This is a genomic window from Prochlorococcus marinus str. MIT 9211 (assembly GCF_000018585.1).
Taxonomy (GTDB): Bacteria; Cyanobacteriota; Cyanobacteriia; order PCC-6307; family Cyanobiaceae; genus Prochlorococcus_D; species Prochlorococcus_D marinus_B.
Window position 1 is genome coordinate 1,629,502 of sequence record NC_009976.1, and the last position, 19,566, is coordinate 1,649,067.

Annotated in this window: 19 protein-coding genes and 1 tRNA gene; 12 read left to right on the forward strand and 8 right to left on the reverse strand. The window is 38.4% G+C overall.

All coding sequences use genetic code 11. The features are described from left to right. Positions 1 to 22: 22 nt before the first annotated feature. From dnaB to P9211_RS08780, 3 genes are read left to right on the forward strand one after another with little or no spacing between them, the layout of a single operon-like run. Positions 23 to 1,438 carry a replicative DNA helicase gene (gene dnaB, locus P9211_RS08770; RefSeq protein WP_012196352.1) on the forward strand — a complete coding sequence of 472 codons (1,416 nt, stop codon included), beginning with the start codon at positions 23 to 25 and terminating at the stop codon, positions 1,436 to 1,438. 41 nt (positions 1,439 to 1,479) lie between these two features. Beyond that, on the forward strand, positions 1,480 to 3,453 hold the full coding sequence (gene mnmG, locus P9211_RS08775) for a tRNA uridine-5-carboxymethylaminomethyl(34) synthesis enzyme MnmG (protein ID WP_012196353.1): 1,974 nt from the start codon (positions 1,480 to 1,482) through the stop codon (positions 3,451 to 3,453). Between the two features lie 29 nt (positions 3,454 to 3,482). Further along, positions 3,483 to 4,031, forward strand: coding sequence for a chorismate lyase (locus tag P9211_RS08780; RefSeq protein WP_193328940.1), 549 nt, complete (start codon positions 3,483 to 3,485; stop codon positions 4,029 to 4,031). Between the two features lies 1 nt (position 4,032). On the opposite strand, the gene P9211_RS08785 is transcribed toward P9211_RS08780, so the two are convergent. Together P9211_RS08785 and P9211_RS08790 are read right to left on the reverse strand one after the other, a co-directional pair. Beyond that, positions 4,033 to 4,554 (reverse strand): hypothetical protein, encoded by a 522-nt coding sequence (locus P9211_RS08785; protein ID WP_012196355.1) that lies wholly within the window; start codon positions 4,552 to 4,554, stop codon positions 4,033 to 4,035. Positions 4,555 to 4,657: 103 nt separating this feature from the next. Continuing rightward, positions 4,658 to 5,206: a SprT family zinc-dependent metalloprotease gene (locus P9211_RS08790; protein WP_012196356.1), complete on the reverse strand. Its 549-nt coding sequence runs from the start codon at positions 5,204 to 5,206 to the stop codon at positions 4,658 to 4,660. Positions 5,207 to 5,326: 120 nt separating this feature from the next. Here P9211_RS08790 and P9211_RS08795 point away from each other — a divergent pair, with 120 nt between their 5' ends. Both P9211_RS08795 and ligA read left to right on the forward strand, forming a co-directional pair. Continuing rightward, on the forward strand, positions 5,327 to 5,749 hold the full coding sequence (locus tag P9211_RS08795) for a hypothetical protein (RefSeq protein WP_012196357.1): 423 nt from the start codon (positions 5,327 to 5,329) through the stop codon (positions 5,747 to 5,749). 23 nt (positions 5,750 to 5,772) lie between these two features. Further along, positions 5,773 to 7,866, forward strand: a complete 2,094-nt coding sequence (gene ligA / locus P9211_RS08800) for an NAD-dependent DNA ligase LigA (protein WP_012196358.1) — start codon at positions 5,773 to 5,775, stop codon at positions 7,864 to 7,866. Positions 7,867 to 8,034: 168 nt separating this feature from the next. Here the strand turns inward: ligA and P9211_RS08805 are convergent, their stop codons facing one another. The 3 genes from P9211_RS08805 to P9211_RS08815 all read right to left on the reverse strand — a co-directional run bounded on the left by P9211_RS08805 (position 8,035) and on the right by P9211_RS08815 (position 11,990). Then, complete coding sequence (locus tag P9211_RS08805; protein ID WP_012196360.1) at positions 8,035 to 8,676, reverse strand: TVP38/TMEM64 family protein; 642 nt, start codon at positions 8,674 to 8,676, stop codon at positions 8,035 to 8,037. After that, positions 8,673 to 11,462: a valine--tRNA ligase gene (locus tag P9211_RS08810; RefSeq protein ID WP_162465554.1), complete on the reverse strand. Its 2,790-nt coding sequence runs from the start codon at positions 11,460 to 11,462 to the stop codon at positions 8,673 to 8,675. Before P9211_RS08810 ends, P9211_RS08805 begins: the two co-directional genes overlap by 4 nt. Before the next feature lie 84 nt (positions 11,463 to 11,546). Beyond that, complete coding sequence (locus P9211_RS08815; protein ID WP_012196362.1) at positions 11,547 to 11,990, reverse strand: hypothetical protein; 444 nt, start codon at positions 11,988 to 11,990, stop codon at positions 11,547 to 11,549. Positions 11,991 to 12,046: 56 nt separating this feature from the next. Here P9211_RS08815 and P9211_RS08820 point away from each other — a divergent pair, with 56 nt between their 5' ends. Further along, positions 12,047 to 12,304, forward strand: a complete 258-nt coding sequence (locus P9211_RS08820; protein WP_041391648.1) for a hypothetical protein — start codon at positions 12,047 to 12,049, stop codon at positions 12,302 to 12,304. 44 nt (positions 12,305 to 12,348) lie between these two features. Here P9211_RS08820 and P9211_RS08825 read toward each other — a convergent pair whose 3' ends face one another. After that, the gene (locus P9211_RS08825) at positions 12,349 to 12,702 is read right to left on the reverse strand and encodes an AIR synthase (protein ID WP_012196364.1); all 354 of its coding nucleotides are present in this window, start codon (positions 12,700 to 12,702) and stop codon (positions 12,349 to 12,351) included. A gap of 13 nt (positions 12,703 to 12,715) precedes the next feature. Then, positions 12,716 to 12,787: transfer RNA gene (locus P9211_RS08830), tRNA-Val, on the reverse strand. Positions 12,788 to 12,843: 56 nt separating this feature from the next. Between P9211_RS08830 and P9211_RS08835 the strand changes: the two genes are divergently transcribed. The 4 genes from P9211_RS08835 (at position 12,844) to speB (ending at position 16,031) form a co-directional block, all read left to right on the forward strand. After that, positions 12,844 to 13,323: a metal-binding protein gene (locus P9211_RS08835; protein WP_012196365.1), complete on the forward strand. Its 480-nt coding sequence runs from the start codon at positions 12,844 to 12,846 to the stop codon at positions 13,321 to 13,323. A 44-nt stretch (positions 13,324 to 13,367) separates the two neighbouring features. Beyond that, the gene (gene mazG, locus P9211_RS08840) at positions 13,368 to 14,183 is read left to right on the forward strand and encodes a nucleoside triphosphate pyrophosphohydrolase (protein ID WP_012196366.1); all 816 of its coding nucleotides are present in this window, start codon (positions 13,368 to 13,370) and stop codon (positions 14,181 to 14,183) included. Positions 14,184 to 14,271: 88 nt separating this feature from the next. After that, complete coding sequence (gene speE / locus P9211_RS08845) at positions 14,272 to 15,144, forward strand: polyamine aminopropyltransferase (protein WP_012196367.1); 873 nt, start codon at positions 14,272 to 14,274, stop codon at positions 15,142 to 15,144. Then, positions 15,141 to 16,031, forward strand: a complete 891-nt coding sequence (speB, locus tag P9211_RS08850; protein WP_012196368.1) for an agmatinase — start codon at positions 15,141 to 15,143, stop codon at positions 16,029 to 16,031. Before speE ends, speB begins: the two co-directional genes overlap by 4 nt. A 108-nt stretch (positions 16,032 to 16,139) precedes the next feature. On the opposite strand, the gene P9211_RS08855 is transcribed toward speB, so the two are convergent. Beyond that, entirely contained in the window at positions 16,140 to 16,379 is a 240-nt protein-coding gene (locus tag P9211_RS08855) for a hypothetical protein (protein ID WP_012196369.1), read from the reverse strand. 125 nt (positions 16,380 to 16,504) lie between these two features. On the opposite strand from P9211_RS08855, the gene gcvT reads away from it, so the two are divergent. Together gcvT and aspS are read left to right on the forward strand one after the other, a co-directional pair. After that, a complete protein-coding gene (gene gcvT / locus P9211_RS08860) occupies positions 16,505 to 17,638 on the forward strand; it encodes a glycine cleavage system aminomethyltransferase GcvT (RefSeq protein WP_041391279.1) in 1,134 nt (377 codons plus the stop codon). Positions 17,639 to 17,708: 70 nt separating this feature from the next. Then, on the forward strand, positions 17,709 to 19,529 hold the full coding sequence (gene aspS / locus P9211_RS08865) for an aspartate--tRNA ligase (RefSeq protein WP_012196371.1): 1,821 nt from the start codon (positions 17,709 to 17,711) through the stop codon (positions 19,527 to 19,529). Positions 19,530 to 19,566: the final 37 nt, after the last annotated feature.

The window sequence follows — 19,566 nt, forward strand, 5'->3', positions numbered from 1 at the left end:
TCTCCAGCCAATACCCTAATCAATGGTTAGTGTTCCTTTCCCAAAAAATGGAGATACATCCAAAGGCGATGGAAAGATTGCTAGAAAATATCAAAAATCGCTAGAGCCTAATTTTGAAGCTCAACAAGATCTAATCCCACCTCAAAATCTTGAAGCAGAAGAAGCAGTCTTAGGAGGTATTTTATTAGATCCTGATGCAATAAGTCGAATAGCTGATTTAGTGCAACCTGAAGCTTTTTATCTAAATGCCCATAGAGAAATATTCCGAACTGCATTAATGCTTCATAGCCAGGGAAAGCCTACTGATTTAACTGCAATGAGCGCTTGGTTAGCCGACACAGGCTCATTGGAAAAAGTTGGAGGCAATAATCGACTAGTTGAACTTGTAGAAAGAGTTGCTTCCACAGCCTCAATAGAACAAGTAGCAAAATTAATCACTGATAAATTTGTTCGTCGTCAACTCATTAGATCCGGCAATGAAGTAATCAAGCTGAGTTTTGATCAAACCATGGCTACTGATGAGGTATTGGATAAAGCTGAGCAAAAGATTTTCGCAATTAGTCAAGACCAACCTTCCAAAGGACTTATACCAACTTCGGAAATTCTCACATCAACATTTAACGAAATTGAAAGCCGATCTTTAGGGACTTCAGTTGCTGGTATACCAGTCAATTTCTATGACCTTGACGCAATGACCCAAGGACTACAACGAAGCGACCTAATTATTGTGGCTGGAAGACCAGCAATGGGCAAAACATCTATTGTTCTAAATCTCGCAAAAAATGTTGCAGAGCTACATCAACTTCCTGTTTGCGTATTCAGTCTTGAAATGAGTAAAGAACAACTAACATATCGACTACTTTCTATGGAGGTTGGCATAGAAAGTGGAAGGCTGAGAACAGGTCGCCTCAATCAAGAAGAATGGCCGCTACTAGGCCAAGGAATCAATACTCTGGGACAACTGCCAATTTACATAGATGACAAACCAAACTTAAGTGTCTTAGAAATGAGGTCATTAAGTCGTCGCTTAATCGCTGAGCAAGGAAAAGAACTAGGACTCATTGTTATTGACTATCTACAACTAATGGAGGGATCAACACCTGATAACAGAGTTCAAGAACTGTCCCGCATCACAAGAGGTCTAAAAGCTATGGCCAGAGAGCTAAAGGTTCCTGTCATAGCTCTTTCCCAACTAAGTCGAGGTGTTGAATCTCGAACCAATAAAAGACCAATGCTTAGCGATCTCCGAGAGTCTGGCTCTATTGAACAAGATGCAGATTTAGTTCTAATGATCTACCGCGATGAGTACTACAATCCAGAGACACCCGATAGAGGAGTTACAGAAGTCATAGTGACAAAGCATAGAAATGGTCCGATTGGAACAGTTAAGTTACTTTTTGAGCCACAATTCACAAGATTCCGAAACCTTGCAAGCTAAGCAAACCATCCACTCTCTAATCAGAATTAAATAATGTAGATATGAACAAATTATTAGATGCAACGGAAAGCTTTGATGTGATTGTTGTAGGAGGTGGACATGCAGGATGCGAAGCAGCAATTACTACAGCAAAGTTAGGGTTTTCAACTGCATTATTTACACTGAATCTTGATCGTATTGCTTGGCAACCCTGCAATCCTGCAGTTGGAGGCCCAGCTAAAAGTCAGTTAGTTCATGAAGTCGATGCTCTTGGAGGTGTTATTGGTCGATTAGCAGATACAACAGCAATACAAAAAAGAATACTTAATGCAAGTCGAGGGCCTGCAGTATGGGCATTACGCGCACAAACCGACAAACGTCAGTATGTGAAGCAAATGCTGCAATTACTCCAAAACACACCAAATCTGCACCTTCGCGAAGCAATGGTGACCGGTCTTGAAGTCGATCCAAATAATTCAAAAGTGTCTAATGAGAATCACACCGGTTGGATTAAAGGCATCAAAACTTATTTCGGAAGTATCTATTTAGCCAAAGCAGTTATTTTAACAACTGGAACATTTCTTAGAGGAAGAATTTGGATCGGTAATCAATCCATGGCAGCTGGTCGCGCAGGCGAACAACCTGCAGAAGGTCTAACAGAAGCATTACAAGAACTTGGTTTTCAAACCGATCGATTAAAAACCGGTACACCAGCAAGAATTGACCGGAGAAGCATTAACCTGCACGCACTCGAAGAGCAAAAAAGCGATGCAGCAAATCGTTTCTTTTCTTTTGATCCAACAGCATGGAAAAGTGGCAAGCAAATAAGTTGTCATATAACTCGCACAACAACGGCAACTCATCAATTAGTCAAAGATAACCTTCAGCACACTCCTATATATGGAGGTTTTATTGATAGCAAAGGGCCTCGATATTGCCCATCTATTGAAGACAAAATTGTTCGTTTTAGTGATAAGGAATCACATCAAATTTTTCTGGAACCGGAAGGACTTGATACCCCAGAGATCTATGTCCAAGGCTTTTCTACTGGTTTGCCTGAAAAACTCCAACTTAAATTATTACAAACTCTGCCTGGACTAGAAAAATGCATCATGCTACGGCCAGCTTATGCGGTCGAGTATGACTATATTCCTGCAACACAGCTTCTACCTTCTCTAGAGACCAAAAAGATCAAAGGTCTTTTCAGTGCAGGCCAACTTAATGGAACAACGGGATATGAAGAAGCTGCCGCTCAAGGTTTAGTCGCAGGAATCAATGCAACAAGGTTGATTCAACAAAAGGAAGCGCTTCATTTCCCAAGAGAAGAAAGTTATATCGGTACCATGATTGATGATCTCGTCCATAAAGATTTACGTGAACCTTATAGAGTATTAACTAGTCGCAGTGAATATCGTCTTCTTCTAAGAGGTGATAATGCAGACCGTCGATTGACACCGCTTGGACATAAGCTGGGCTTAATTGATCAGCGTCGATGGGATATTTTTAAAGCTAAGCATAATGCACTAAATAACGAAAAAATCCGATTGGAAACGCAACGGGTAAAAGCTAGTGATTCAATTGCATTGGAGCTGGAGAAAGAAACTGGTGCTGCAATTAAAGGTTCAATAAGTCTTGCCAATTTACTGCGTAGGCCAGGGACGCATATGTCTACTCTCCTTAGATATCAATTAATCAATAATGATATTCCATTAGATGTTAGAGAAGGGGTAGAAATAGATATTAAATATAGTGGATATTTAGAACGTCAAAAAGCACAGGTAGATCAAATTCAAAAACAAAGTAAAAAACCTATACCTACAGAAATCAATTACGAATCAATAACAACCCTTTCAAAAGAAGCACGCGAAAAATTAACTATTCGTAGACCAAAAAATTTCGGTGAAGCAGGTCTGATTCCTGGGGTCAGCAAAGCTGACCTTACAGCACTTTTAGTTTGGCTAAAAATACAAAACCGAAAACAGTTAGAGAAAGCCAAACCAAACATTAAACAATCAACTCCAGGAGGGTCCTTCTGAAAAACAAATTACTAAATTCGCCGATCGCGATTTGGGAAGCTCCTACTGATTCAGTTTTATCTGGCAAAGCTGCTCAAACACTATCTGGAGCATGGCAATTAATGCTGTTAGGGGATGGCAGTCCAACACGGCATCTGAATCTCCTAACTGGACATAAGGTGAAAGTAAATCTAATTGCAATGCAGGCAGAAGAAACACAAAATGCAGAAGCACCTATAGAGGTGGAAGAGTTAAAGGCTCCGCTTATTAGACGTCAAGTATGGTTAGAATGTGGTTCCCAGACTCTTGCATGGGCAGAGAGTTGGTGGAATCAACAAGAAGCTGAACATCATTTACAAAATAAGGATCAACCAATTTGGGATAGCCTCACAAAAGGTCGTTCAGAACTCTTTCGTGAAGTCGATGGACTCGCATTAGTCACCGCCAGCTGGCTAGAGACAAAATTCAACCAAGAAGGTCCCTTTTGGAGTAGACATTATAGATTTTTCCGTAAGGAAAAGGAGCTTACAGTGATACGAGAAGTATTTAATCCCGATTTAGAAGCCTGGCTAGGACCCACACCAAGGCATGCACTTTAAGTTAATCTTTTCTACGGCGAGATTTAGGCAAAGAACGATTAGAAGAAGCTCGAGACCTTTGGTCCCTCAATAAATTATCTGCCGAATCCATCTGCTCGTCAATTTGAGGTCGTTTCCACCGATCTAACTTAAAAGAAGAGTCATCAGGCCAAGATTCTGAAGAATCAGAGACTTGATCAGGCAACGATGAAGGAGAGATTGCCTTTTGGACCCGCAAGGAAACAGCCTGCAAAGGCCTTTTTTGATTAGGCAAAGAATTTTCTAAATTCCTAATTGATTTAGAACTTTCCATCCAATCATCCTCCTCTTCAAAAAACCAATCCAATTTGTCACCTACCCAACGTCCAACATTATCAAAGCTTGAACGATTCATTCCTAAATTTACCTCTCTTCTTAGTCCTGGTCGATTGCCAGTAACACCATCAACAAATTGCCTGCCAGTTTCAATCCACCTATCCATACGACGCTCCAAAGGATCATTAGATCGGTTGCGCCGGTTATTGAATTTACGACTAATATCCATGCAATAAAATTAATGATATTTAGGTTAGAAATTAGAATCTTTTGATAAATCGATTCAAAGAATAAAAATCACGCCTCTAGAAACTCAAGAAAATAACGTGCGATTAACCGTCTGATCGAATAGGTTCATAAGCTAAAACGCAACTACGGTCCCATTTTCCATCATGATTTACATCACAACACTGCTTACAAGCAGCCCCTCGCACGAGTCTTTTATAAGGAAAACGCTTACCACATGAAGGACAGATCCCCCACCACCTTGGTAATTTTGCAGGTACTGGAAATTGATGCCGAACACTAATTTGAAATTGATTTTGCAAAGAATTAATTTGATCCATTCTGGCGTGAAAATTTGGTCCATGCCCCTCTCTAATGCCCAAAATCAAATCAATCCAGGCATGAATCATCTCATGACATAACGTGCTCTCTACTGCACTACGAGGAAGGTTTATCAAGACTGGACTAGATAAAACTATTTCACAAAATTTCTGTCGATACCCTTTATAACCTCGCCGATATAAGCCAGCAGTGTTACGTAACCTGCCATCACTCCATCGAACAGAAACAATTGGACTTGTCCCTTTTGTAAGGACACCATCAAAAAATTCTCTGTTGAAACGATGAAAAATTGGCAAAAGCGGAATCAATGACATCAATGTATGCAGGGGGATGCCCTTCTTCAAGCAATAACATTCTGTCTAAAAGTTAGTGACTAGGGAACACTCTTCTTTCTAGAGTTAGAAAGTAAAACACTCTCAAGAGAAATTTCACCAATGGATGGGGCACTAGTCAGAGAAATTGGAATCAAAGCCCTCTTAATAGGAGGAGGAACCTTGATCCTGTTCTGGACTTTCAATGCTGTAAAGCTTGTTATCGGAGCAAGGGGAATTAATCCTCTGGTCAAACAATTCTTTGACCAGATAGCTTCAGGTCAAATTGATGGAGCATACAGATTGACCACAAAAGAGTATCGCCAGCATGTCAGTCGTAAAGATTTCTTGAAATTCCTCGGCAGTCTTCAATTAAACCGTTACAAAAACCTGAAATCAGGCCGGCCTCGAATCGAGGACAACCTAATTATTCTTACCTTAAAACTAAAATCGGAAGATAAAAAAATAGAATTACCACTGGACTTCAGCTTTATCAAAGTTGATTCAGTATGGCGAATCAATCGAATCGCAAGAGGCACTAGTTAAACAAAAAGATTAATCATCGCCTAGTGGAGCAAAACTCAAGCAATCTTTCAAAACGGTCTTTTGAGCTTCGCAAATTGCTCAATAGGGCAAACCATGCTTATTACGTATTGGATACTCCTTTAATGGAAGATACGGTTTATGACCGTCTATACAGAGAACTATTAAATATAGAAAAAAATCATCCATCACTAATCACGGCAGATAGTCCGTCTCAACGGTTAGGCAGTACGCCAGCAAAAGAATTTGTAAAGGTTGAGCACAAAATACCCTTAATGAGTCTAGACAATGCATTCAATTTTGAAGAACTGCAGGACTGGGACTTGCGAATAAGGAAATTACTTAATCAAAAAAATAACTTTGGCATTCTAAAAACATCTATTGATTTTGCATGCGAACTCAAAATAGATGGCAGTGCATTGGCATTAAGTTATGCCAATGGGGTACTGGTTCAAGCTGCTACTCGAGGCGATGGCGTAGCAGGAGAAGAAATTACAGCAAATGTGAAAACAATTACTTCCATACCATTATCACTTGATATAGAAAATCCCCCAAGTTGGCTAGAAGTTCGAGGAGAAGCTTTTCTTCCCAAACAAACTTTTGATGGCATTAATTTGCTTCGTAAGCAGCAAAGAGAAGCTTTATTTGCTAATCCCAGAAATGCGTGTGCTGGAACACTTAGGCAATTGGATCCACAAATAGTTGCATCCCGGCAACTGGATTTCTTTGCCTACAAAATGTATCTTCCAAAAGATTGGGACCCACAAGGAGAAAATATACATCAACCAGAAGCCCAAGATGCAGCACTTAAATGGTTAAAAAAAGCCGGCTTTAAAGTGAATCCAAATACAAAAATTTTTAAAAGTTTGCATGAAGTGCAATCCTTCTTTGATATTTGGGAGAAAAAGCGACACAAGCTCCCATATACAACAGATGGAGTAGTAGTAAAGGTCAACAATTTTAAACTTCAAGAGATGCTTGGGGTCACACAAAAGTCACCTCGTTGGGCTATTGCACTTAAGTACCCTGCTGAAGAGGCCCCAACAAAACTCATTAATCTCTCATACCAGGTTGGACGAACAGGAACAGTAACGCCAGTTGCAGAGTTCGAACCGATTCCACTAGCAGGAACAATAGTCAGAAAAGCAACTCTACATAATGCGGATCGTCTGCAATCTCTGGATCTTCATAACGAAGATACAATTGTTGTTAGAAAAGCAGGAGAAATCATTCCAGAAGTTGTTTGTGTTTTAAAAGAATTGAGGCCTCAAAATTCAACTCGTTTATATCTACCTAGCAATTGTCCAGAATGTGATGAGAAACTTGTGAGAGGAACTGACCAAGCAGCAACGAAGTGTGTAAATAATCTTTGTCCAGCAATTATACAAGGAGCTCTACGTCATTGGGTGAGTAAGAAAGCGATGAATATTGATGGAGTTGGATCAAAGGTAATTGAGCAATTGGTCAATAAAGGCATAGTCAAGTCAATTCCTGATCTTTATGAGCTTAACTATCAAATGCTTTTTGGATTAGAAAGAATGGGTGAAAAATCTGCACATAAGGTCATCGAATCTATAGAAAAATCCAAAACACAGCCTTGGAATAAACAATTATATGGTCTAGGAATATTACATATAGGTGAAGGTAATGCGAAGCTCCTAGCCAATGCTTTTGCTAGTGAAGATGAACTTTCTCATGCAGCCATAAATTCACCAGAACGAATCGCAAAAATTCATGGCATTGGCAATGAAATGGTGGAATCATTACAAGAATGGTTTGAAGATGAATCTAATCAGAGAATTATCAGTAGGCTAAAAGAATTAGGAGTACAATTAAAGTCGACTGCAAATGATAGTGGTGCTATAAAAAGCGTCATCAATTCTTCTAACAAAGAAGTTTTAGGGAAAAGATTTGTTCTCACAGGGACGATGGAGTCTATCAACAGAGACGTCGCACAGGAAATGATTGAAAAAGCAGGTGGAAAAGTAAATTCTTCCATCAGCTCGAAAACAACTTACCTGATAACTGGGAGCAATCCGGGTAGCAAACTTAGTAAAGCAAAGGAACTAGGAATTAAAATTATTAATGAAGAAGATTTCTTCAACCTTCTTTCTAAATAACGTTACATCAACGATGAGTCAACACAAAGTTTTTTCATTTATCAAATCTCCTTGTGGGAGAGCAAAGTTTCTTGAGTTATCTTCAAGAGCTGGGTTTTTATCTAAAATTAGACTTTCTTGGTTTATTGTAATCGCAACTCTAAGAGATTGGAATTTAGAAAATCCTGATTAAAAGGATTTATCAATTTCAGATAATGAATCTTTAGTAGCTCGGAGAATAAAGAAAGCAACCCCCAAAGTTGCTAATATTCCTACTAAGCTAAAAGTAAAAGAAATCCAATCACTACGATTAGCAAGGGTAAAATCAAACTTTGTTATTTCACCTGCTAATGAACCAAGGCTGCAATATAAGATCGTGCCAGGAAGAATGCCTAGAATGCCTATCATAAAATCTCTTATAGAAATCTTACTTAGGCCATACGCGAGGTTAAGAAAACCAAAAGGAAATAATGGAGATAAGCGTGTGAGAAAAATAAACTTTAATCCTTCTTGAAAAACTAAATCTTCAATCGACTGCAATTTAGGAAATAACAATAATTTTTTTCGAGCCCAACTTCTCAAAAAAGTTCTTCCACAAAAGAAAGTTAAAATTGCACCTAACAATGCTCCTAAAAAAACAAATATACTGCCCAGAAAAGTACCATATATTAGACCAGCTACCATGGACAACCATGATCCTGGCAATAATAGTGTTACCCAGATTACATATAAAGTAATAAATACTAAAATACCGAACGGGCTAATGAATAGTTCAGTCTGGTTATTAAACCAATGCTCTAAGCTAATGTTTCCTAAAAATAATAAGTTCAACTCAAACCTGCAATGCGCTTAATAACTAAATCAGCTTGTGATTTTGCGGCAATTAGTTTACTCTTACAATCTAAAATAATGGCTTCAGGAGCTTTGTTAATAAAGCTTGGATTATCTAATCTTTTAGACAGAGAAGTTATTTCTTTTTGTGCTTTGATTAAATCTTTTTCTAAACGTTTCCGCAATCCATCCAAATCAACTAAGCCCTCAATAGGCAAAAGGACCTCTAGATCGCCAGAAACACCTGCTAAAGCTTTGATAGAAGGTTTACCAAGAAGTTCGTCCGGATGAAAAACTTCTACTTTATTCGCTCGTGTTAGTGACTGGATATCCGCTTTGGCCTTGTGAAGAATATCTGCAAGTTTGCTGTTAGTCGTAACAAAACGGACTGGTACATTTTGACCAGGCTTCAACCCAGCTTCAGCACGCAAATTACGAACCAATTTAATAGAAGCAAAAAGTGCAGAGAAAGAACTCTCTAACTCTTCATCTAAAAAGCCTTCTTGACATGCGGGCCAAAGGTTTAACGCAAGCATCTTTTGGTCAGGGAAACCTGTAATGCCATGCCAAAGTTCTTCAGTTAAATGAGGCATTAAGGGGTGCAACATTACTAAAAGTTCTCTAAGGACCTTAAACATTACTTGTTGAGCAATTCTTCTATCTTTCAATTGAGATTGAGTCAATGAATCTCCAGGATTAAGTCGACGCTTAATTAACTCCAAATACCAATCACAAAAATCATTCCAACTAAATTCATACAGTCCTTTTGCTGCCTCTCCAAGAGCATAACTTGTAAATTTCTTAGAAGTTTCAGAGTTAATTCTTGCCAACCTCGACAAAATCCATTTATCAGAAAGTTGTAAATCAGAGAAATTAAGTTCTTCAAATGTCTCATCAAAAGTAGTAGTACCTAGATTAATTAACGCAAAGCGAGTGGCATTCCATAACTTATTCGCAAAATTACGTGCCGCCTCAACAGTAACAGAAGTATCTGTTTTCCTATCGTAATCGAGTCTGATGTCTTGCCCTGCACCAGCGACTTCCTTGACTAAAGCAAAGCGCAACGCATCAGTGCCATAACGGTCAATTAATACAAGGGGATCAATCCCGTTACCAAGACTTTTACTCATTTTACGATTCTGTTCGTCCCTTACTAGCCCATGAATATAAACATCTTTAAAAGGCATTTGACCAGTAAAAGCACCAGCCATCATTGTCATTCTGGCAACCCAGAAGAAAATGATATCAAAACCTGTGACTAACGTATTTGTAGGGTACCAACAGTTAAAATCCGAATCATCTTCATCAGGCCATCCTAAAGTAGAGAAAGGCCATAAACCACTCGAGAACCAAGTATCCAATACATCTGCATCTTGTTCTATAGCAACATCGTCTCCAAATTTTTCGCGGGCTTGTAAAAGTGCTTCCTCCTCTGAAAGTGCCACTATATAAGGAGTATGATCAGTCACTATAGAGTCAGTTTCACTAACAACAAACCATGCCGGGATCCTATGACCCCACCATAATTGCCGACTGATACACCAATCACGAATACCAGTTAACCAATCCCGGTAAACTTTCTCCCAGCGAGTAGGGAAAAACTGAGGCTCACCCTTGACGAGATGTGCTCGACATCGATCAGCCATCGGCTCCATACGAACAAACCACTGTGTAGACAATAATGGTTCAACAGGGACCTTACCCCGATCTGAAAAAGGCACGCTATGCCTATATGGTTCAATTTTGGTTAGCAATGACAGTTCTTTTAGGCCATTTACAACAGCTTCACGAGCTTTAAAGCGATCTAAACCTTCAAACTGACCAGCACTACTATTCATAGTGCCGTCTTTATTCATAACAGTAATCTGGGGCAAATTATGCCTCTGACCTATTGCAAAATCATTTGGATCATGTGCTGGGGTGACTTTGACGCATCCAGTCCCAAAATCCTTATCAACATGATCATCTGCAATGACAGGAATTTCTCGACCTACAAATGGCAAAGTGAGGGTTCTACCAACAAGGTGCCTATATCGATTATCCGAAGGATTAACTGCAACAGCTACATCTCCAAGCATCGTTTCAGGACGAGTAGTGGCAACTTCAAGATGCGTAGTCTCATCATCGGAAGAACCATTAGTTAATGGATATTGAAAATGCCATAGATATCCATCCACTTCTTTCATTTCAACTTCTAGATCACTTACTGCTGAACCTGAAGCAGGGCACCAGTTCACAAGATATTCACCCCTATAAATCAAACCCTGTTGATGTAAACGAACAAAAGCCTCAACAACGGCTTTGCTCAATCTTTCATCCATCGTAAATCTTTCTCTTTGCCAATCAACGGAATAGCCCAAACGTCGAAGTTGAGCCGCAATACGTCCTCCACTTTCTGATTTCCAAGCCCAAGCCCTTTGTAAAAATTCTTCTCTACCTAAATCATCACGATTAATTCCTTCTTCTTTAAATTGCTTTTCAAGAATTGTCTGCACTGCAATAGAGGCGTGATCTGTACCTGGTAAACAAAGTACATTCTTCCCTTGCAAGCGTTGAAAGCGAACAATCGTATCAATCAGTGCTGTATTAAAAGCATGTCCCATGTGAAGACTGCCAGTAACATTTGGAGGAGGAATTACCAGCGAAAAAGGCTCCCCAGAATCATTAGGGTCTGGATGAAAGGCACCAGAGGATTCCCACAACTTCTGCCAGCGACTTTCTGTCCCACCTGGGTCATACGTCTTTGGCAAAGAATCAACTGCTTGCCTTAAACCTTGATTTACCAAATGATCAGCCACGAAAAATATTTAAAGCATGCTTGCAAACACTAATTAAATTCTATCTTTATGCACAAGCCATCTGACACTTTTTCAAGATTTCCAAGGTATAGCAATAATTCCATTATATTCCTTCCAAAAAGTCTGATCTGCCTGAATCCTGTCCCATAAGCCAACAGTTTTCAAGGCTTCTACCACTTGATGAAATGTAATTTCCTGACTACCAGTAATTGGGATAGCTAGTACTTGTTCCTCTAATGGATCTGCCATCAAATGGACACACAAGCTTTCAAGAATCCTTTCAAAGAAAATTTTCCTCATCCTAGTAGTTAAATTTGGGCCTAAGGCTTCTGCAAACAATTCAAGACTTTCTTTTTCGCCCGATAAACCACAATTTATTGCAACCCAAATTAAAAATTTAGCCCAACTATCTACGGTCCACAAAGGTTGGAAAGTGAGTCTTTTGCTCCGGACCAGTTCATTAAATGCAAATTCAAATACTTTGGATTGAATGATTGTTTTTTCCGATTTTGACATAGAAAACAACCTCTCCTTATAAAATCAAATTTAATGGCCTTTAAATGACATTAACAATCATGATGGATCTCAATGATGCAGAGCTTGAATTCTCAGATCTGGTTTACGCCTATCAAAGCTGGATAATTGCCGTAATTAATGATGAAAAACTAGACAGTGAAAACAAGCTATTAACCAATGAAATATCAGATGACGCCTTAAATGCAATGAGATTTCTACCGGGAGAAGTCACTACTGCTATAGAAACAAGTTTGGCCCGCGTATATGACGTTGATCCAGATGAACTTTCTTCAATACTTTTTCCAGAAGAATAGTGTTTTGAATTTAAACACTTCTAGCACTAAGCAGAACTTGAACTTTACTCACGAATTTCTCTTTTGATTTTAAAGCCAGCTCCACATGAACATGTTTCATATCCCATTGACGTACTGATTAAAAACCCTCCCCCACTTAAATCTGCGTAATAATTCAAATTTAACCCTTGAAGAAGATCTAATTGATCCGAAGGTGCATACAAAGTCACTCCATCAGCCCTTGCAACAGGAACGCCATTATTTTTTCCTGGTTGAACTCTGATATGAAACCATCCCTTAATGGAACTATCTTCTAAAAAATCAATATGCATGATACCTGGTGTGCCTGCAAAAGCTGACTGTCTGACTAATTCAGCTGAAGCTGTTGGAGTAACAGTGAAGCTAAGAAGTTTGTTCATACAACTAAGAGAATGGGCGATCCAGGGTTCGAACCAGGGACATCCTGCTTGTAAGGCAGGCGCTCTACCGCTGAGCTAATCGCCCGTTAGACAATTCTGCCTTACTAAGCCAGGCTAAGCATAATAAATAGTTATAAAGTAATGGCCTTAGGCCCAAAACATGACAAATCTACTAAATTTTGGAGCTTACCTTTTGGCATAGTCATAGGAATAACATTAGGTCTACAAAATGGGATTTTGGCAGGCATTTCCTTCGCATTAGGCGGATTATGGTTGTCTCCAGACTTAGATATTGATTCTAAACCTCTAAAAAGATGGGGAATCCTGAAAATAATGTGGTGGCCATACAGAAAGATAATTCCACATCGTTCATTCTTTTCTCACGGTCCAGTTATAGGAACTACTCTAAGAGTGTTATATCTAATGGCAATATTCACTTTCATGCAATTAATCCTCAAAAATCTTGGGATTGAGCCAACAAGCCTTTCAACGGAGAATTTAATAAAGTCTATTTACCAATATCCTAAAAGTGCATTAGCAATTTTCTTAGGTATTGAAGGAAGTGCATGGCTTCACCTTATTCAAGATAAAGATCCACTCCCAATTAAATGGAAGAATTAAATGGTTAACGAAAAAATTGAAACCCAATAACAAGGATTAATTTCATGCACACAAACTCATCAAACAACGAGAATGAAGAACTCCTTAAGCTAATTGAAGTTGTATCAAAGCTGAGAGATCCAATTAAGGGATGTTCCTGGGACATTAAACAAACACACCAGTCTTTAATACCTTACGTATTAGAAGAGGCCTATGAAGTAGCAGATGCAATTCTTGAAAATGATACAGAAAATTTATGCGAAGAACTAGGGGATTTATTATTACAAGTAATAATTCATGCTCAAATAGCAAGTGAAAAAAAACTATTTGACTTTAATGACATAGCCAAGGGAATAACTAGGAAGTTAATTCGTCGACATCCTCATATTTTTAGCAATCAGCCTCGACAAATTAGCTGGGAACAAATCAAAACCACAGAAAAAAATTTACCAATTAGTAATACTCCTATTAGTGATCAGATGAAATATAAAATTCGTCCCCAGCCAGCAATCACAGGAGCAATGTATATATCTCAAAAGGCAGCAAAAGCAGGTTTTGAATGGGAAAAATTTCACTATCTTTGGGAAAAATTTTCCGAAGAAAGTAAGGAATTGGAAGAAGCATTGAACAAGAAAGATATGATCAACGCACAAGAAGAACTAGGCGATGTAATGTTTACTCTTATCAATATTGCAAGATGGCATAAGTTAAATCCTGAAGAAGGTCTACGAGGGACTAACAAAAGATTTTTAGATAGATTTTCTTATATCGAGTCAAAACTAAAAGGAGATTTTCACAATCAGTCTATAAACAAGTTAAAGCTCCTATGGAAGGAAGCAAAAGAATTTATGAATCAAAGAAATAAAAGCAAAAATAATTAATCAACTGCTATATCTAAAGAAAGAGTTATGCTGGGTTGAATTAAGAATATTTCGGTAACCTGGATGCAATATAATTATTAGCTTCTATATGCTTAAGCATAGATTGCTATCTAAGATCTTCTCCACTTGGATTGATGAATATCAAGAAGATGCTCGCTTTGGTCTAAAAGGAAAAATAATCATTGATGAAGAAAGCGAATTTCAAAAGATCACTCTGATCGAGAGCAAGCGATATGGGAAAGCTTTACTACTAAACAATTGCTGGATGACAGCAGAACATCAAGAAAAGCAATATCACGAATGCCTCGTTCACCCAGCCTTATCTAGCGCAGAAAAAATTTACAAAATACTGATTATTGGCGGTGGAGATGGAGGAACTGCACGAGAGTGTTTGAAATATAGGGAAGTTCAGCAAATAGATTTGATAGAAATAGATAGACGAGTTGTTGAATTAAGTCAAAAGCATCTTCCTGAAATTGGTGGAAATGCTTGGAAAGATGAGCGTTTAAATCTTCAAATTGCAAATGGCATCAATTGGGTCGCTCAGTCGCAAGACAATTCTTATGACGTCGTAATCATTGATGGAGCAGATCCAGAAGGACCATCTGAAGGCTTGTTTAACAAAGCTTTTTTTGAAGACTGCCGTCGCATTCTCAAAGATGGAGGTATTTTCTCAACTCAATCTGAATCAGCAGAAGCTTTTCATGCAATTCATATTGATATGGTAAAAATAATTCGCGAAGTATTTGATTACGCAAGTCCTTTATATGGCAACGTACCTATATATCCAAGTGGGTGGTGGAGTTGGACTTTTGCGTCTATGAAAAAACCAAGATATCTCAAACCTATACCGAACAGAGTGAATGAAATTCTTCAATCATGCGAAATATGGAGTCCTCGTTGGCAGAGCGGCGCCTTTAATTCCATCCCAGCATTTCTTGAACGAGCGCTTAATCAATGAAAATCAATCAAAACCTAACATTTAATAATAGTGAGGGGATATTTATCGGCAGCCAAACAAACTGCAAAGATTGCAAGATTGGCATCTACGGTGTTCCTTATGATGGAACAACATCATTTAGACCAGGTACGCGCTTCGGTCCATCTGCAATAAGGAACATTAGCAATGGAATTGAATCTTTCTGCCCACAATTAAATCTTGATCTTGAAGACTTAAAATATGTTGATCTTGGCTCTTTAGATATTCCTTTTGGAGCACCAGAAAAAGTTATAAATCTAGTAAAGCAAGCCACTATTCTACTTATGCAAAAAGGGATCAAACCTTTATTACTTGGAGGAGAGCATTCCATTACAGAAGGTGCAATAGCAGGAATAGTAGATTTTCATCCTGAACTAATTATTCTTCAATTAGATGCCCATGCTGATCTTCGAGATGAATGGTTAGGTTCAAAGCATAATCATGCTTGCGTAATGCGTAGATGCATAGAAATTTTACCAAGCAAAAAAATCTTTCAAATGGGTATTCGAAGCGGAACTAGTAAGGAATTTAAAGAGCTTAAAGAAAAGAAAAGATTAATTTCTCATCAAAGTGGGCAGGTTGCCAAGAGTCTAGATAAGGCAATGCAGCCTTATCTAGGCATGCCTATTTATTTAACATTAGATCTCGATTGGTTCGACCCAAGTGTGATGCCTGGGACGGGAACACCAGAACCCGGTGGATTTTTATGGCAAGACTTTGCAGCTGTAATAGAGGTAATTAAAAAACATAATTTAATTGCTGCAGATATAGTTGAATTAGCTCCTAAGTTAGATCATTCTGAAATTAGTAGTATTCTTGCCGCAAAAATTGCTCGAAGTCTAATCATGTTACTATCGCTAGAAAAATAAAGCTATGGTTTCTAAATACTCATTCAGCCACTCCTAAATAATAAAAAACAACCGAAGAGCAATATTAATTGTAATTATTGAGTTCATTATCTTAAAGAACCTAAGTATTTAATTGTTCAAAATTGAAAAGGCTTGACTAAAATCTAGCTGGGTATCTGATTGGAGATCTCTTTCTCTTTCTGCAAGATTTGGCAAGATAGGCTCTTTAGTTGACCAATGATGGCAAAAGGCAAGTTGAGCAATGTCAGGATGAACTTTTATTTTTCTAAGTAAGCACCAACCATATGAACTACTGTTCTGGCCACAGATACAGTGTTTACAAGTTTGACAGCATTCCTTTAAAGACATTTCTAACCTCCCAGACTCACAGGTTAGGTACAGTTTTCAAATCAGGCCATGAACCGTTAAATTCTCCTTCATCCATTTATAAAGCAGCAATCACTTAATTCACTTATCGATTCAATAACAAACCAATGGTCAGCAAACGAACTCCTCTATATGAAAACTTTCGGAAAGAAGGTGCTCACATGGTTTCTTTCGCAGGATGGGAAATGCCTATTCATTTCTCTGGACTAGTACTTGAGCATCATGCAGTAAGAAAAAAAGCTGGAATATTCGACATTTCTCATATGGGTGTTCTACTTATTCAAGGAAAAAGCGTCAAAGATAATTTACAAAAGTTGGTGCCATCCGATCTTTATCAAATTGGCTCTGGAGAAGCATGCTACACAGTCCTACTCAACAAGCATGGAGGAATCATTGATGATTTAATTATTTACGATTTGGGCGTAAATGATCAAAACATAGAATCTCTGATGCTTGTGATCAACGCTTCCTGTAGTGATTCAGATACTAATTGGATAAAAGCTAATCTTCAGAATCAATCCATTTCAATTAACGATGCAAAAAAAGATGGCGTTTTATTAGCTGTACAAGGTCCTGATTCAGAAAAAAGCCTTAACAAAATTTTTGGTTCAACCTTTGAAGAATCAATCAGTAATCTGCCTCGGTTTGGACATAGAAAGTTGAAATTACAATTTCAAAGAACTAAAAAACCGTGCCCGGTATTTATTGCAAAAACTGGCTACACAGGAGAAGAAGGCTATGAACTCCTCCTAGAGAAGGAGATGGGTATAACTCTTTGGGAAGAATTAGTAAAATCAGGTGTCACTCCTTGCGGACTGGGCGCAAGAGATACGCTGAGACTGGAAGCTGCAATGCATTTATATGGAAATGATTTAAACGAAGAAACTACCCCCTTTGAAGCAGGTCTAGGATGGTTAGTTCATCTAGAAATGCCCAAAACATTTATTGGTAGAGAGGCCCTAGAAAAACAAATTGAGAAAGGAGTATCCAAACTTTTAGTTGGATTAGTAATTCAAGATGAACGCGCTATTGCTCGTAAAGGCTATGAGGTAATTTATGAAAATAAACCTATCGGTAAGATAACCAGCGGAAGTTGGTCTCCTACTCTTGAAAAAGCTATTGCACTAGCATATATACCCAAACAAATGGCCCAAATAGGAACCGAGGTGTATGTGAAAATCAGAAACAAGCTACATCCCGCTAAAGTTGTAAAGAAACCGTTTTATCGCAGGATTTCCTGAAAAATACTTACTTTTATAGAGCTCTACACAACCACTATGGGAAACTCATTATTTGTACAAAAAAAATCCGATGCGCAGTAATTACTGTGGAGCCCTGCGCAATGAGCACATCAACTCCAAAGTGCAGCTCTGCGGCTGGGTAGACCGTTGCAGAGACCATGGTGGTGTCATTTTCATAGACCTAAGAGACAGCAGCGGAACAATGCAAATTACAGTCGATCCTGATCAAGGGACCGATTTATTTAATATTGCTGAGAGTCTGAAGAACGAAACCGTTATTCAAGTCACAGGAAAAGTTAGGTCTAGGCCAGAAGAATCAATCAATAAGAAACTAGAAACTGGACAGATAGAAGTATTAGCTGATGTTTTAAAAGTTTTAAATCCTGTATATGGCAACTTACCTTTTGCCGTCTCAGTTCATGATGATGAACCATTAAAAGAAGAAATAAGGCTTAAGCATCGATATCTGGATCTAAGACGAGAGCGAATGAAAAAAAATCTTCATTTAAGACATGCCACAATTCAAACAGCTCGAAATTTCCTTGAAGAAGAAGGGTTTATTGAAGTAGAAACACCAATCCTGACTCGTTCAACGCCTGAAGGAGCGAGAGATTATCTTGTTCCTTCAAGAGTATGCGAAGGCGAATGGTTTGCCTTACCACAATCGCCTCAAATTTTTAAGCAACTATTAATGGTAGGAGGAATTGAACGCTACTACCAAGTCGCAAGATGTTTTCGTGATGAAGACTTGAGATCAGACAGACAGCCTGAATTTACTCAGTTAGATATGGAAATGAGCTTTATGAGTCAAGAAGAGATCCTTTGCCTTAATGAAAGGCTTATTGCATGCATTTGGAAAAAAATCAAAGGGAAGGATATCAAAGTCCCCTTCCCTAGATTGTCATGGCAAGAATCTATGGATCGCTATGGAACAGATAGACCCGATACCAGATATGGAATGGAATTAGTTGATGTCAGCTCAATAGTTAAAGATATTGGATTCAAAGTATTTTCAGGTGCAATTCAAGCAGGTGGATCAGTGAAATGCATCAAAGTAGAAGAAGGTAACCAATCGATTAGCAATGTAAGAATTAAACCAGGTGGGGATGTATTTAATGAAGCCCAAAAAGCAGGTGCAAAAGGCCTAGCCTTTATAAGAGTTCGCGTAAATAATGAAATTGATACTATCGGAGCAATAAAAGACAATTTAAATAATCAACAAAAGAATGAATTACTTCTAAAGACCAAAGCCAAACCTGGAGATCTTATTCTTTTCGCCGCTGGAGACACTGAAATAGTGCATAAAACACTTGATAAGGTTAGGCAATTCTTAGCTAAAGAATTAAGGCTAATTTCCACAGGAAAGTCAAAAGATCAATGGAATTTTCTTTGGGTAATAGATTTTCCAATGTTTAATTTTAATAAAGACGAAAAGCGTCACGAAGCAATGCACCATCCATTCTGCGCGCCCAATGCAAAAGATATAGGTGGCGATCCAGGCTTATGGGAAGAAAATCTACCTAAAGCACGTGCTCAAGCCTACGATCTTGTATTAAATGGCTTAGAACTCGGTGGAGGATCACTACGCATTCATAATCCTGAACTTCAACAAAAAGTTCTGGAAACAATTGGTATCGCCAAAGATGAGGCTACTGAGCAATTTGGATTTCTCCTGAATGCTCTAGAAATGGGCGCACCACCGCATGGAGGACTTGCATTTGGCTTAGATAGAATAGTAATGCTCTTATCAGAAGAAGATTCAATAAGAGACACAATCGCTTTCCCTAAAACGCAGCAAGCAAGATGCTTAATGGCACAAGCTCCTAATGAAGTATCTAAAAGGCAATTAAAAGAACTTCACATTGCCAGCACTTGGGTAGATAATGAATAAATTCATATTGATTTCTCGACTTAAAAGAAAACCTCTA